We start from the raw sequence: 15,781 nt of genomic DNA on the forward strand, positions 1-15,781 counted from the left end.
AGCATTTGAGCAATTTTATCTGAAATTTCTTGATCAGTGAAAGGTGCGTAGATTTCTTTAACATAATTTACTACATCAGCATCCTTAAAATCTTCTTGTGCTTTTGACTTTTGATATACCCCCTCTACTATATGATATAAGTTGCGTTCTTTCAGTAATTCTAAAGCAGCTCTAAACGCTACAAATCCTTCTAATTTCGCCATATCGATTCCGTAACAATCTGGATAACGAATTTGTGGTGCTGATGAAACTACAACAATTTTCTTTGGATGCAAACGATCCATCATTTTAATGATACTTTGTTTTAAGGTAGTTCCTCGCACAATACTATCATCAATAATTACTAAATTATCCGTTGGTTTTACCACGCCATAAGTTACATCGTAAACGTGAGCTACTAAATCATCACGACTACTATCTTCGGTAATAAACGTTCTTAGTTTTGCATCTTTAATCGCAATTTTCTCTGTTCTAATTTTTACCGAAAGTAATTCTTTCAAGGTATCTTCAGTCAACGTGTCTTTTTGCTCTATAATTGCTTTCGCTTTTCTTTGGTTCAAGAAATCTTGAGCTGCTTCGGACATTCCGTAAAAAGAAGTTTCTGCTGTATTTGGAATATACGAAAAAACGGTATTGTCAGTGTCGTTATCGATAGCTTTTAAAATGCTTGGGAAAATCAATCTTCCTAGTTCTTTTCGCTCTTGGTAGATTTCGGCATCACTTCCACGAGAGAAATAAATACGCTCAAAAGAACACGCTTTCTTTACCAATGGAGTTCTAACTTCTTCAATTGAAACTTTACCATTTTTCTTAATGATAATAGCACTTCCAGGATTTAACTCTTGAATTTTATCAAATCCAACATTAAAAACGGTTTGAATTACTGGACGTTCTGAAGCTACTACGACTATTTCGTCATCTTCATAAAAGAAAGCAGGACGAATTCCGGCTGGATCACGCATTACGAATGAATCACCGTGACCTAATAAACCAGCCATAGCGTAACCACCATCCCAATTACGAGAGGCGCGTTCTAAAATTCGTTGGATATTCAATCGTTCACCAATAATTGGGGAAGCGTCTTTTTTAGAATAACCCTCGTTTTTGCATTCTTTATATAAATGGGTCACCTCATCATCTAAAAAATGACCGATTTTCTCCATAACGGTAACCGTATCTGCCATTTGTTTTGGATGTTGCCCTAAATCGATAAGGTTTTGGAACAACTCCTTAACATTCGTCATGTTGAAGTTCCCCGCTACGATTAGATTTCGGTGCATCCAATTGTTTTGACGTAAAAAAGGATGTACGCTTTCGATGCTATTTTTTCCAAAAGTTCCGTAACGAACGTGACCTAAAAATACTTCTCCAACATAAGGAATATTTTGTTTTTGAAGCGCCACATTGTTTTGATATTCTGGATGTGCCTCTAATTCTCCTTTAATTCGTTCGTTGATTTGAGCGAATATATCCTTAATAGGTTGCGGGTCGTTAGAACGAATACGGCTGATGTATCTTTCACCAGGATTTACATCTAATTTGATACTTGCTAATCCCGCTCCGTCTTGACCGCGGTTGTGTTGCTTTTCCATTAATAAGTACATTTTTTGTACTCCATAAAAAGCAGTTCCGTATTTTTCCTTATAGAATTCTAACGGTTTTTTTAATCGTAGTAATGCAATGCCACATTCGTGTTGTATAGCGTCACTCATAAGTAGTTGTGTTGTTGTGTTAGTGACAAGTCGCGACTTGTCAGTTCTTTAAATATAAACAAAAAATGCCCCGAAATTTCGAGGCACGTTTTTATTCTTCTAATTCTATTTCAAATTGTGTTAAGGCTTTGAATTGTTTCAAACGCGCGTTTACTTCATTTTTATCTAAATCTTCCATTCTTTCTGTCCCAAATTTCTCCACACAGAAAGAAGCCAAGTTAGAGCCGTAAATAATTGCATTCTTCATGTTATCGAATGAAATATTTTCAGATTGCGCAATATAACCTGCGAAACCTCCTGCGAAAGTGTCACCAGCACCAGTTGGGTCAAACACTTCTTCTAATGGTAAAGCTGGAGCGAAGAAAACTTCTTTGTTGTGGAACAATAATGCGCCGTGTTCTCCTTTTTTGATTACTACATATTTTGGTCCCATAGTATGAATTTTAGCAGCTGCTTTTACCAAAGAATATTCTCCTGATAACTGACGCGCTTCTTCATCGTTGATGGTGATTACATCTACACGTTTGATAACGTCTAATAATTCTGGTAACGCACAATCCATCCAAAAGTTCATCGTATCTAAAACGACTAATTTTGGTCTTTCAGTCATTTGGTTTAAAACGCCTGATTGTACAATTGGGTGTAAGTTTCCTAATAAAACTACATCTGAGTTTTTATACGCTTGAGGAACTACTGGATTAAAATCAGCCAGAACGTTTAATTCGGTTACTAAAGTGTCGCGAGAATTTAAATCGTTGTGGTATTTTCCACTCCAAAAGAAGGTTTTTCCACCTTTTACGATTTCGATGCCTTCAATATTTACTCCTTTACTTTCTAATAAATCTAAATATTCCTTTGGAAAATCTTCTCCAACCACAGAAACTACTGCTGCATCTACATTAAAAAAATTAGACGCTAAACCAATGTAAGTTGCGGCTCCACCTAAAATTTTATCTGTTTTTCCGAAAGGCGTTTCAATAGCGTCAAAAGCTACTGTTCCTACTATTAATAGTTTGTTCATTAAATTGAATTTGAAATAAGGTGCAAAGATAAGTTTTTGTTTAGAAGTTTAAAAGTTTATGCGTTTAAAAGTTAGTCGAATAATAAACGCCTCACAATTGAGGCGTTTATTTATTTGCATTTTATTGTTTTATAATCCTAACCGTTTTGTTTGAATCTATACCTTTAAAATTTAGAATGTACAAGCCGTTTTGCAAAGCTGTTAAATCTAATTCTTCTTGCTCTAAAACGGCATTAAAACTACCTTCTTTTACTTTTTGCCCCAAAGCATTGTAGATTTCATAAGAACTTACATACTCTTTTGAAGTGATGAAAATTTTTGAAGATGTTGGGTTTGGGTAAACAATGAAGTTATTCGTTGTATCGAAAGTATCTATGTTTAAAGCTTGTTCAATTAATTGCATACCAGCTAAAGCATCTATTTTACCATAACCCCACTTTACATTAGGTGGTGTTGAATAAGTTGTGCCGTAAAAATTAAATGGATTTGTAACATCAGAATCTGCTATTGATGTATTGCCAATTATTCCCAGTACATTATTTGTTGTTAGTTGAGGATAAGCCTGTAGCCATAAAGCTACAATACCGCTTACAACTGGTGATGCCATTGAAGTACCTTGTTGTTTGCCATAAGAGTGAGTGACAAAAGTATTAGTTACATCGCTAAAATTAATACCGCCAGATTGATAATTGGTATCAAAAGAACTTAATGACGATACAATTCTATTACCAGGTGCAGTTACATTAGGTTTAATTAAAAAATCTGTGCGAGGTCCTTTACAAGAAAAATAAGAAAGCCCACCTACTGTTCCTGAAGGATTTCCTAAATTCTCATTTGTAACATTATATGAGCCTACAGTAACAACTCCACTTGCATTCCCAGGTGAATATATTGAAAAAAAATCATCACCATTTATGAATTGATTCTGCCCATAGTTTTCAAAATTACAGTTAGAACACCAAGAATGTAATAAGTTATTGTTACTTTCAAAACCAATAACTAATTTATCCCATTGGTCTGTATTGTTTGTAGCTGCTGTAATTCTTAAGTTTAACTTATTGTTTAGTGAATTTAATGAACTAACTAGATTAATATTATAGATATCTCCATTCGAATCGATTAAATCATCTGTAAATTGTGCACTACCATTTACAGTACCAGAAATAGTAGTTGAACTAACAACAGTATTTGACACCAAATTATAAACTGCTATTTCAATGTCAAAAGTTCCATTTATACCTAAATTTTGTGACCATATATCCACAACTGAAAAGTTTTGTAGAGTTGGTTGGTTATTAACAACTGGTTGCATATCATCAATTATAATAAAATTATTATCATTCAAACCGAAATCCATAACTGCATGTTTTTTCTGACCTCCATCGTTTCCAGTGGCGGCTACTAATACTAGACCAGGTGTATTAGATAAATTATTTATTGCATTCTCCTCCAGAGTTGTACCGTCATGAGGACCAAGACCCGTTCCAAAGCTCATATTAATTACTACAGGCTTGTTAACCGAATTTGCATAATTTTTTATATAATTTATTGCATCAATATAATTATTATCCGTTGAAATAACCTGATTGTAACCACTAACTAAAACTATTTCAGAATTTGGAGCCATTCCTTTTAGCAAACTTAAATTACCTGTTCCTGTACCTGCCGCTGTGCCTGCTACATGTGTACCATGTGATTGATTAATCATATCATATTGCTTATTTAATATTGCAGTAGCACCAACATATTCTGAACCATATGTGAAACCCAGGTTACTTGGAGGTGTTCCTGAAGTATTACTTCTTTCCCATACTCTTGAAATTCTTAAATTTCCATTTATATCTTTAAAATTTGGGTGTGTATAATCGAAACCTGCGTCTATAATACCAACAATAACTCCAGTCCCAGTGTAGGCTTGACTAATCCCAGTACCCATATGAACAGAGTTAGTATTAGTTGTATTTCTAGCGTTATTTACTTCTAATTCTAATTTTTCTCCAATATCAGCATATTTTATACATTGTATGCTTTCTAGAAGAGGTAAATCTTGTACTTTAACAAAAGCTGTTGAAATATTATCTGATATTTTAGAAATATCTGAGAAAATATTTGAGCTATTAAAATTTGTACAATCATCTTCTAACAATAAAGTTATTCTAGATAAACTATTTAAGTTAATTTGTGTCAAATTATTCTCTTTATTTTGCTTAGCGTTTAAATACAACATATTTGTCGCTGGTGATAATTTTGTAGCTTCTGAAGTGGTTTCAAATTTAATATTACTATGATTTCCTTTAAAGATATTTTGAGAAAACAAATTAATGCTTAATAAAAGTAATAATAGGTTAATTAATGTAGTAGTTTTATTTTTCATGTGTGTAAAAATATATTTCTCTGTCTCAAGAGGATTAAATTTTGTGAAAAACTAAAGGCGTGAGACAAACTCCAATCTGCGTCTCAGGTATCGCCAAACACCCACACTACAAGAAAAGAGAAGCCCACGCCAGTGACGTGAGCGTTCGCATATTAATCTTGTAGTGTATTTGAATGGCGATTTCGAGACACTAATTAACAGCTACGCTATTAGTTATATGTAATTATTTTTTTATTTCATATTGAATATTTATGTAAATATTGTATAATTTTTCTTTCATATTGTTCAATTGATTTATTTTATAATTATATTCATTATCTTGAATTATTTTTACAAATCCTTGATTATTGTAACTTTTTGAACTATGTATTTTTGTTATTTCAAAACCCTTTATAAGATTATGCTTTTTGGAAACAAAATACGAGTGTGCAAAATCATTTCTCAAATTATTTAAGTTTACAAATTCACTAAATATTTCATCTTTTTGAATTTGCATTTTTTCTAAAACCAATAAAAACTCTTGAAATAACCTCGGTCTGCTCAAACCCATTAATAAAGTTGTAGTAAACTCCATTTTCTCGTCATTGTTTTCACAAAAATATGATGATATTATATATGACATCAACGTTTCTACATAAGCAAAAGTAGTTAAATATTCATAATGATCTTCTTTAAATTTTTGTTCGTTAATTACAAAGTTATTCATCTTTCCTAACATACTTTCATTTATTAAGAATAAAATTTAATTAGTAGTCATAACAGATTTTAATTCTAAAATACATCTTTCAGATTCTATTTTAATCACTAAAAAAACTAAAGCTTTTATTAATTTATCTCCATATTCGACAATTGAAATTGTAATTTCATCATTTTCTGTAGAATCATTTTTTTTCAACCATACTTCAATGTTCTTGTCTAATCTATTTTTATCCTTTAAATAAAATTGTTCAACATAATCTGATGTTGATAATTCTATCTCTTTGAGAGATGGAGAATTCTTATAATTTTTAAAATCTATAGTAATTATCATTTATATTTGTTTGGTTTATAAAAATAAAAAATCTTTTTAAATAAACTTAAAATATTTAATAAAAAACTTTAAATAATAAAAATAAAACATAGAAAATTCTACAACAACTTCCCTTCTTCTCTCTCATAAAACTCATCAATCGATAAGTTGGTTTGTTGCGATGCCATAACCGCTAATTGATCACAACGTTCATTTTGAGGATGATTGTTATGTCCTTTAATCCATTGAAAATCGACTTGGTGTTTTCGATACACTTTTAAGAAACGCATCCATAAATCGGGGTTTTTCTTGGCTTTGAAGTTTATTTTTTCCCACTGAAACACCCATCGTTTTTCCACAGCATCCACCACATATTTTGAATCCGAAACGACCAATACTTTTGTTTTTGGGTTTTTTAATTTTTCTAACCCTACGATTACCGCTAACAATTCCATTCGATTATTAGTCGATAATCGGAAACCTTCATAAAATTCTTTTTTATAAGGCGTTCCCACCATTTCCATCACCACACCATAACCAGCCGGCCCAGGATTTCCCTTGGCAGCGCCGTCTGTGTATATGTGGACTTCGTGCGACAAAATTTAGAATTTAGAATTTAGAACTTCGGAAATAACTGTTGGAAAATATTGATGTTCTAATTCATGGACTTTTTGTGCAATTTCTTCTGGATTTTTACAATCTTCAATATCTACGGCTTTTTGAAAAATAAATTCACCCTCATCGTAATGTTCGTTTACATAATGAATGGTAATCCCTGTTTCTTTTTCTTTATTTTCCAAAACCGCTTGATGTACATTCATGCCATACATACCTTTTCCGCCGTATTTTGGTAATAAAGCAGGATGAATATTGATTACTTTTGGATATTCTTTTAATATAGACTTGGGAAATTTTAGAAGAAATCCGGCTAAAACGATTAAATCAGGCTGAAATTGGTGTAATTTTTCGAGCACAAAACCTTCATTTAATTGGCTTTTTGAAAAAACCACTGAAGGAATGTTATGATTTTTTGCTCTATCTAACACTTTGGCATCTTGTTTGTTAGAGAAGATGGCGACTACAGTTCCTTGGTTATTTTTTTTAAAATAGCGAATAATTTCTTCGGCATTTGAGCCATTTCCGGAAGCAAAAAGCACAATATTCTTCATTTCAGTATTGATTTCTTCCCACAAAAAAAAGAATAATTATTGGTAAAAAATAAAAAAAAGAAGCCTTTGTGAATATTTTTTTTTATTTTCGTAGTCACATTTAGTAACAAAAAGGTTGTTTTAAAATAAAGTTTTTTATTTTTGCCAACAAATTAAATTAAAAATTAAAGATTATGTCAGACATTGCATCAAGAGTAAAAGCGATTATCGTAGACAAATTAGGCGTTGACGAAAACGAAGTTGTAGCAGAAGCTAGCTTCACAAACGATTTAGGAGCTGATTCATTAGACACTGTTGAGCTAATTATGGAGTTCGAAAAAGAATTTGATATTCAAATTCCAGACGACCAAGCTGAAAACATTGCTACAGTAGGTCAAGCTATTTCTTACATCGAAGAAGCTAAAAAATAATAAATAAATTACCCGTGTGCTTATTTTGGCATACGGGTTTTTATTATTTTAAAGAAAATTAGACTATTTTTGATTGAAATTCAATCACAATATATTGAAATACCCTTGTCTCTTTACTACTAATAATTAAAGAAAACACGGGTATTATTTGTTTAAACGATTTTTTAAAAATTAGAATATGCAATTAAAGCGTGTTGTTGTAACAGGTCTTGGAGCGTTAACTCCTATTGGGAATACTCTTCAAGAATATTGGGACGGTCTTGTGAACGGAAAAAGTGGCGCTGCCCCTATTACTTATTACGATACTGAAAAGCATAAAACCAAATTTGCTTGTGAGGTTAAAAACTTCAATGTTGAAGATTTTATCGACAAAAAAGAGGTTCGTAGATTGGATAAATTTGCTCAATACGCAATTGTTGCCAGTGACGAAGCCATCAAAGATGCTGGAATTACATTAGAAAATGTAAATAAATATAGAGTTGGTGTTATTTGGGGAGCTGGGATTGGAGGTTTACAAACCTTCCAAGACGAAGTAATGAATTACGCCGCAGGTGATGGAACACCGCGTTTTAATCCATTCTTTATTCCTAAAATGATTGCTGATATTGCTCCTGGACACATTTCAATGCGAAATGGTTTCATGGGACCAAACTATACTACGGTTTCTGCATGTGCTTCTTCGGCAAATGCTTTAGTAGATGCGTTCAACTACATCCGTTTAGGAATGTGTGATGTTATTGTTTCAGGTGGTTCTGAAGCAGCGGTAACTATTGCTGGTATGGGCGGATTTAACTCAATGCAAGCTTTATCAACCAGAAACGATAGTCCAGAAACTGCTTCAAGACCTTTTGATGCTACTCGTGATGGATTCGTTTTAGGAGAAGGTGCTGGTGCTTTAGTATTAGAAGAATACGAACATGCAATTGCGCGTGGTGCTAAAATATACTGCGAAGTAGGTGGTGGTGGTTTATCTTCAGATGCGTATCACTTAACAGCTCCACATCCAGAAGGAATTGGAGTAATTGCTGTTATGGAAAACTGTTTACGTGATGCTGGAATGAAACCAGAAGATGTAGACCACATCAACACTCACGGAACTTCAACACCTCTTGGAGACGTTGCTGAGTTAAAAGCCATTAAAGCTGTTTTTGGTGATCACGCTAAAAACATTAACATTAACTCAACTAAATCGATGACAGGTCACTTACTTGGTGCTGCTGGTGCTATTGAAGCAATTGCTTCTATCTTAGCAATGCAGAACGGAATTGTGCCTCCAACGATTAACCATACTACTGTAGACGAAAACATTGATCCATCATTAAACTTAACTTTAAACAAAGCGCAAAAACGCGAAATTAAAGTAGCTATGAGTAATACTTTTGGTTTTGGTGGACATAACGCTTGTGTTTTATTCAAAAAATTTGAGAACTAAACATGCTTCGTTTATTTAATAAAATACGAAAAAACTCCCGTTCTCAAGAAGACGGGATTTTTTTTGAAAAAATTACCAAAATTCTTGGTTTTCAGCCAAAAGAATTAAAATATTACCGAAAAGCATTCACCCACCGTTCGGCGAACAAACTCGATGAAAAAGGAAATCCGTTTAATTATGAACGTTTAGAATTCCTTGGCGATGCCATGTTAGGAAGCGTTATCGCAGCACATTTATACAACGAAGTTCCTTCGGGCGATGAAGGTTATTTGACAAAAATGCGTTCGAAAATTGTAAGTAGAGAACATTTAAACGAACTCGGTCGTGATTTTAATTTGTTGCAATTTGTAGAAAGTAAAGTCAATTCGAGCCAGTTTGGTGAAAACATTCATGGTAATTTATTTGAAGCCTTTATTGGTGCTATTTATTTGGATAAAGGTTTTACGTATTGCGAAAAATTCATCCAAAATAAAATCATTAAACAGTATGTTGACATTGCTAAATTAGAAGGTAAAGTCATCAGTTACAAAAGTTTAATTATCGAATGGTGTCAAAAAGAAAAAGTACCTTTCGCCTTTGATTTTATTGAAGATAACGGACAAGAAGGACAAAAATATTTCAGCGTAAAATTGTCGATTAACAACAAAATTATCGCTAAAGCTAGAGCTACTTCTAAGAAAAAAGCGGAAGAAAAAGCAGCCCAAAGAGCTTATTTTGCTTTTCAAGAAAAAATTTCGAAAAAATAATTCCCCTACTCAAACGTTTGAGTTTATAAATTATCGTTAAGAACTGCCAAACAGGTAGTTTTTAACGATTTTTAGCCTTATATTTACGACTTAATTTTGGAAAATGGCCATTCATAAAATTCAAATAAACGATTTTATTTCAGATGATTATGAGTTAATCGCCATTCATTCATCTTTAGAAGATTACAAATTAGCGTATTGCTTAAACAAGGAATTGGGATTGCAGTTACAAAAAAATGATAACTACATAGAAATCGCCATTCCAGAAGGAAAAAGCGCTTTTGAAAATTTCGCTTTTGATGATGAAAAGAACGATGTAATTTGGACCTTAATCGAAAATAAAACCACGATTATCAATTCGAACAAACAAACGAGTTCGCTTTTTGAACAAGTTGACATCACCGTTTTTTTACTTCCAGAATATAAAAAAGCAGATTATTTGATTAAAATTGAAAATATCGATTATGGCTTTGATGCTGATGAAATCATCGATACCATATTGAAAATCAAAAATGTAACCACTGCTTATTCCGTTGATACAACAAACTTAAAATCAAAAAATAATTTAATTTTTTAATTAAAATGCCGACAAACAAAAAAACTAAAATTGTAGCTACGCTAGGTCCTGCCTGTAGTACAAAAGAAGTGCTTAAAAATATGCTGGATGCTGGAGTTAATGTCTTCCGAATTAACTTTTCGCACGCTGATTATACCGATGTTAGTGCCAGAATTGACATGATTAGAGAACTAAACGATGAGTTTGGTTACACTACTTCCATCTTAGCCGATTTACAAGGTCCGAAATTACGTGTAGGCGTAATGAAAGAAGACGTAGTAGTAAGCAAAGGCGATAAAATTACCTTTACTACTGCAGAAGATATCTTAGGAACGGCAGAGCGTGTTTACATGAACTACAAAGAATTTCCAAAAGACGTAAATCCTGGAGAACGAATCTTATTAGACGACGGAAAATTAATTTTCGAAGTAACTAAAACCGATAAAAACACGGAAGTTGAAGCGGTGGTGGTACAAGGTGGTCCTTTGAAATCGAAAAAAGGGGTGAATTTACCAAATACAAAAGTTTCGCTTCCTGCTTTAACAGAAAAAGACATTCGCGATGCTAAATTCGCTATCGAAAACAAAGTAGATTGGATTGCATTATCGTTTGTGAGAACGCCAAAAGATTTAGAAGATTTACAAGATTTAATTGCGGAACATTCCGATCATAAAATTCCAATTATTGCTAAAATTGAAAAACCAGAAGCGGTTGAAAACATTGATAAAATCGTTGCGTTTTGTGATGGTTTGATGGTAGCTCGTGGTGATTTAGGTGTGGAGGTTCCTGCAGAAGAAGTGCCATTGATTCAGAAAAAATTGATTCACAGAGCAAAAACGGCTCGTATTCCAGTAATCGTGGCAACACAAATGATGGAAACGATGATTACGTCATTAACCCCAACACGTGCCGAAGTAAACGACGTAGCAAACTCAGTAATGGACGGAGCTGATGCTGTGATGTTATCTGGAGAAACTTCAGTAGGAAATTATCCTGTGGAAGTTATTGAAACAATGACACGTATTATTGAAAGTGTGGAAGATTCGCCATTAATTAAAGTGCCGTTATCGCAACCACAAGTAAAAAACCAACGTTACATTACCAAATCGATTTGTTACCACGCTTCACAAATGGCGGATACCATTAATGCGAAAGCGATTACTACGTTAACCAACTCGGGTTATACGGCATTCCAAATTTCGGCATGGAGACCAAAATCGCATATTTTGGTATTTACGTCTAACAAACGTATTTTAACACAATTGAACTTATTGTGGGGTGTTAGAGCGTATTTCTACGACAAATTAGTAAGTACAGACGACACCATCGACGATATCAACACGATTTGTAAAGAAAAGAAATACGTGAAAAAAGGTGATATGGTGGTCAACTTAGCCGCAATGCCTATCGTAGCAAAAGGAATGGTAAACACGATGCGTGTTTCTGAAATAGAATAAGCTTTGCTTTATAATTATAAAAAAAGGAGTACTAAATTACTAGCACTCCTTTTTGTTTGTTGTATATTTTCGTTTTAAGCCGCTATTTTTTCAAACGCGATAAAATTAGTTACTTCTCCTTTATCGTTAAAAACAGGAAACCCTTTGATGTGGCATTTGTATAACGAACCATCTTTGCAATAATTGATTACGTTTTTCTCAAAAGGTACTTTGTTTAGAATGGCTTGTCTGATTTCGAAACTGATATTGGAATCTGTTTTTGGACCTTGAAACATTTTTGGTGAGTTTCCAATGACTTCTTGTGCTTCGTAACCGTTCATTTTTTTTATGTTTTTGCTAGCGAAAACAATTTTTAATTGCGCATCCGTTACCACAATAACGGTTTCATCTTGTAAACTTTCTTTGTAATCCCAAACCGATTTCCATTGATTTTTGTTAGCAATTTGATGTAATGAATTCACATCATGAAGCAACACATTCGTTTGCAACAAATACTGAGAATAAATATCCCAAGACACTAACGGCATTGCTTTTATAGCACCATTTTCATACTGTTTTGCAAACGCAGCATCGTAAACTTTAAACTCCATACCCTTGTAATTTGGGTTAAAACTATAAATAAAAATGAATCAACATGTTAGAAAAGACAACTTTAACGCTTGTTTAAGTTCTTAAAACTCAAACTTCAGTTGCACTGAAACACTTTTTTGCGGCAGCTCTGTTTTCGTTTTTTCTTCGTTGTTTAGGTTGTGGATAGAAATTCCTAGTAATCGCACGGAGTTTCTTAGGCGTTCTTGATACAATAAATCTTTGGCAACGTCTAAAATGATGTTTTTATCGCTTACAAAATAAGGTAAGGTTTTGCTTCGGGTTTGTAAGGTAAAATCGGAATATTTTATTTTTAGTGTGATGGTTTTACCTGAGATTTTGCTTTTTTGTAGGCGTTTTTCTAATTCTTTGGCAATGCTTTGCAAACGTTCTTCCACGAAAATTTCGGAAGATAAATTTTCTCCAAAAGTACGTTCCGCTCCAACAGATTTTATTTTACGATTCGGTTTTACCGCGCTGTTGTGAATGCCACGACAAATTTGGTAATAATGAAAACCGCTATTACCAAAATGTTTCTCTAAATATTCCAACGATTTTTGTTTTAAATCGTAACCTGTGAAAATACCTAGTTGATACATTTTTTCAGCCGTTACTTTTCCAACACCATAGAATTTTTTAATATCTAATTTTTCTAAAAACGCTTCTACCTCATCTGGATTTACCGTTTTTTGTCCGTTAGGCTTGTTGTAATCGGAAGCAATTTTGGCTACGAATTTATTTACTGAAATTCCTGCCGAAGCCGTTAATCCCACTTCTTCAAAAATGCGCTTTCTGATTTCTTGAGCAATTAATGTCGCGCTGGGATTGCCTTTTTTGTTTTCGGTAACATCTAAATAGGCTTCATCGAGTGATAACGGTTCGACTAAATCGGTGTAATCATGGAATATCTTTCTGATTTTCTTCGAAATTTCTTTATAGCGGTCAAATCTTGGTCGCACAAAAATTAAATCGGGACACAATTTCTTCGCTTGGATTCCGCTAATCGCACTTCGAACACCAAATTTTCTTGCTTCATAACTTGCTGCTGAAACCACACCACGAACTTCGCTTCCGCCAACCGCCAAAGGTTTTCCTTTCAACTCTGGATTATCCATTTGCTCTACCGATGCATAAAACGCATCCATGTCCACATGAATTATTTTTCGGTAGTGTTCGCTCATAAATTATTCGGTAGGAAAAAAGAAACTCATCGGTTTTCTAAAGAAATGTTGCTTTATTGAAGTGATAATTGGGCGTAACTCCGCCAACGGAATATTGCGCGAACGAAACGCCAATCCAAGCGACAAACCAAAACTCACTAAAAAGTTCACAAAACCAATAATTCCGATGCCTAAAATACCCCAAAATAACATCACATTATCTACCATATAATCGGCACCGTAAATAGCTAAAGCTAAGTTTCCGCTAGCAAATGTAATGTGTCGAATGTCTAAATTTAACCCTAAAAATAATCCAACAGAAGCCGTACTTCCTAAGAAAACTCCGAACCAAAAATTGGAAATAATTCCTGCCCAATAGCGTTCGTACCATTTTGAAATTTTTTCGGCTTTCGCTTTTCCGAAATTCAATTTTAACAGCGGATGTTCTTTAATTCGGTAATAGACATCAAAATGCTTATCACGATTCGCAATACTTCCTGAAATAATTCCCGACAAGAACAAGAAAAATCCAGCGATTGCCGCATGAAAAATCGCCATGGAATGTATTGGACTTAAATCGGTAACTAATTTCTCCCATTTGGTTTCGGCAATATTGTAATCGAATGCTAAATCGATTAGCCAAATTCCTAAAAGCGCAACCGGAAAAGCCATCACAACATTTCCCACAAAGGCAATAAACTGCGAACGGAACAATCGGGCGAATAAAATAGCGAAACTTTTGTGTTTTTCTCCATCACCATTGGCTTGCTTTTTCAATCCGTCTTCCAAAGCGTTAATTAATGCAGCTGCTGTCATGGCGGGCTGTTTGGTGGCTAATGTAAATCCTAAAACGTAAATCGCAATGAATCCAAACGAATAATTCATACTGTACAAAAATGCCTGACCAAAGTAACTGCTATCAGCTTTGGAGAGCATGATTTTAATGATACACAAAAAACCCACAATCAATCCGCCACCCAAAGCGGCATACAACATTTTGAAATACTCCGTTTTGGATTCGGTTATGTAATGTTCACCTGTTTTTGCAGTATGTTGCGTGATTTCGTACGACAACAACTGCGTACTTTCGTTGAATAATTTTCTAACGTTGGTTTTTAAACAATTGTATTTGATGAGTTTTATTGCTAATTCAATTGATTTTGCTTTTTTATCCTCGGGTTTATCGACTACCAAAAGTGGCATCAAAACGCCAACACGATACAATTGTTGTTTGATGCGCAACAAGTTTTGGTTCACACGCAGTGAAATTCCGTATTTAGAAGAGTTTTGAAAGGCTTTCTCAACAAATTCGTTACATTGTTTATACAACACCAGCAACTGCTTGTAATTGATGTCAGATGAAGTGGTGTAAAATTCCGATTCTTTATTTCGAATGGTATTTTCTATAGCATACAATTCTTTCTCAAAAGCAGCAAACGGACTTTCCAAACCGGCATATTCAGGCACCATTTTCATTACGTCAGATTCTAGGGCTTTCCCGCTGGTTCTTTGCGAAAGCAAATTGATGGCTTGCATCACTTCATACAAAGGCGAATTGACCGCAACGTTTTCATAAATCGTCTCAAATTGAAACAATTCAAAAAGAATTTCTAACTCAGATTTTGGAATTTTATTAATCCAAACTGGATCAGAATCCACATAAAAAACCTGATTTAAAACATATTGTAAGGTATCTTTTGGCGCTTGATAGGGTAGAATTTTAGCAAAAAAACGCTTTTTAACTTCGTAAAAGAAATCCGTATCCTGAAGAATTCCGGCATCAGTTAAAATGGCGTCGAAATTTTTGCTCTGTAAAACCGTTTGCAAATACGCTACAAAGTTGATTCGTTCCTCATTGTTATTTGTAAAAAACTCGATAATAGGAAAAAGACTTATTTGTTCTGGTTTTTTTGGATTTCTTGGACGAATAGCGTTAACCAATTGAACTAAAATATCAATTTCGTTTTCTTCGTTGCGCCATAATTGCAATTCGTTAAAGTATTTTTTAAGAATTTCGTCGGGCGGAATCTGATTTTTGCTGATAAATAAATTCATAATTTTGGTCATAGAATCGTAAAGATACAAAGAGAAAATATTTTTTAGTAATTTAGATGCCTAAATAAATATTAAATTTTGACAGAAATAGA

At 33.7% G+C, this 15,781-nt stretch carries 15 protein-coding genes; 5 read left to right on the forward strand and 10 right to left on the reverse strand.

From position 1 onward, the window contains the following. The 7 genes from B4I81_RS01350 to purN all read right to left on the reverse strand — a co-directional run. The coding region (locus B4I81_RS01350; protein WP_291106613.1) for an amidophosphoribosyltransferase at window positions 1-1,712 on the reverse strand (1,712 nt) is incomplete at its 3' end. 91 nt (window positions 1,713-1,803) lie between these two features. After that, window positions 1,804-2,733 carry a PfkB family carbohydrate kinase gene (locus tag B4I81_RS01355; RefSeq protein WP_291106615.1) on the reverse strand — a complete coding sequence of 310 codons (930 nt, stop codon included), beginning with the start codon at window positions 2,731-2,733 and terminating at the stop codon, window positions 1,804-1,806. Window positions 2,734-2,854: 121 nt separating this feature from the next. Next, a complete protein-coding gene (locus tag B4I81_RS01360; RefSeq protein WP_291106617.1) occupies window positions 2,855-5,107 on the reverse strand; it encodes a S8 family serine peptidase in 2,253 nt (750 codons plus the stop codon). A gap of 223 nt (window positions 5,108-5,330) precedes the next feature. After that, entirely contained in the window at window positions 5,331-5,813 is a 483-nt protein-coding gene (locus B4I81_RS01365) for a hypothetical protein (RefSeq protein ID WP_291106619.1), read from the reverse strand. A 36-nt stretch (window positions 5,814-5,849) separates the two neighbouring features. Continuing rightward, a complete protein-coding gene (locus tag B4I81_RS01370) occupies window positions 5,850-6,137 on the reverse strand; it encodes a hypothetical protein (protein WP_231842547.1) in 288 nt (95 codons plus the stop codon). Between the two features lie 98 nt (window positions 6,138-6,235). Continuing rightward, window positions 6,236-6,715 carry a ribonuclease HI gene (gene rnhA, locus B4I81_RS01375; protein ID WP_291106622.1) on the reverse strand — a complete coding sequence of 160 codons (480 nt, stop codon included), beginning with the start codon at window positions 6,713-6,715 and terminating at the stop codon, window positions 6,236-6,238. Window positions 6,716-6,718: 3 nt separating this feature from the next. Further along, on the reverse strand, window positions 6,719-7,285 hold the full coding sequence (purN, locus tag B4I81_RS01380) for a phosphoribosylglycinamide formyltransferase (protein WP_291106624.1): 567 nt from the start codon (window positions 7,283-7,285) through the stop codon (window positions 6,719-6,721). Window positions 7,286-7,458: 173 nt separating this feature from the next. Between purN and B4I81_RS01385 the strand changes: the two genes are divergently transcribed. The 5 genes from B4I81_RS01385 (at window position 7,459) to pyk (ending at window position 11,886) form a co-directional block, all read left to right on the forward strand. Beyond that, window positions 7,459-7,695, forward strand: coding sequence for an acyl carrier protein (locus B4I81_RS01385; RefSeq protein WP_002988156.1), 237 nt, complete (start codon window positions 7,459-7,461; stop codon window positions 7,693-7,695). A 178-nt stretch (window positions 7,696-7,873) separates the two neighbouring features. Then, window positions 7,874-9,127, forward strand: coding sequence for a beta-ketoacyl-ACP synthase II (fabF, locus tag B4I81_RS01390; protein WP_291106627.1), 1,254 nt, complete (start codon window positions 7,874-7,876; stop codon window positions 9,125-9,127). A 2-nt stretch (window positions 9,128-9,129) separates the two neighbouring features. Then, window positions 9,130-9,873 (forward strand): ribonuclease III, encoded by a 744-nt coding sequence (gene rnc, locus B4I81_RS01395; protein ID WP_291106629.1) that lies wholly within the window; start codon window positions 9,130-9,132, stop codon window positions 9,871-9,873. Window positions 9,874-9,976: 103 nt separating this feature from the next. Next, the gene (locus B4I81_RS01400) at window positions 9,977-10,450 is read left to right on the forward strand and encodes an IPExxxVDY family protein (protein ID WP_194093877.1); all 474 of its coding nucleotides are present in this window, start codon (window positions 9,977-9,979) and stop codon (window positions 10,448-10,450) included. Window positions 10,451-10,455: 5 nt separating this feature from the next. Further along, complete coding sequence (gene pyk, locus B4I81_RS01405) at window positions 10,456-11,886, forward strand: pyruvate kinase (protein ID WP_291106633.1); 1,431 nt, start codon at window positions 10,456-10,458, stop codon at window positions 11,884-11,886. Window positions 11,887-11,960: 74 nt separating this feature from the next. Here the strand turns inward: pyk and B4I81_RS01410 are convergent, their stop codons facing one another. The 3 genes from B4I81_RS01410 to B4I81_RS01420 form a co-directional block, all read right to left on the reverse strand. Then, on the reverse strand, window positions 11,961-12,476 hold the full coding sequence (locus B4I81_RS01410) for a PAS domain-containing protein (RefSeq protein ID WP_291106634.1): 516 nt from the start codon (window positions 12,474-12,476) through the stop codon (window positions 11,961-11,963). An 81-nt stretch (window positions 12,477-12,557) separates the two neighbouring features. Then, window positions 12,558-13,655: a DNA polymerase IV gene (dinB, locus tag B4I81_RS01415; protein WP_291106636.1), complete on the reverse strand. Its 1,098-nt coding sequence runs from the start codon at window positions 13,653-13,655 to the stop codon at window positions 12,558-12,560. Window positions 13,656-13,658: 3 nt separating this feature from the next. After that, entirely contained in the window at window positions 13,659-15,689 is a 2,031-nt protein-coding gene (locus B4I81_RS01420) for a recombinase (RefSeq protein WP_291106638.1), read from the reverse strand. Window positions 15,690-15,781: the final 92 nt, after the last annotated feature.

This window comes from Flavobacterium sp. UBA6195, assembly GCF_002422095.1.
Classification (GTDB): domain Bacteria; phylum Bacteroidota; class Bacteroidia; order Flavobacteriales; family Flavobacteriaceae; genus Flavobacterium.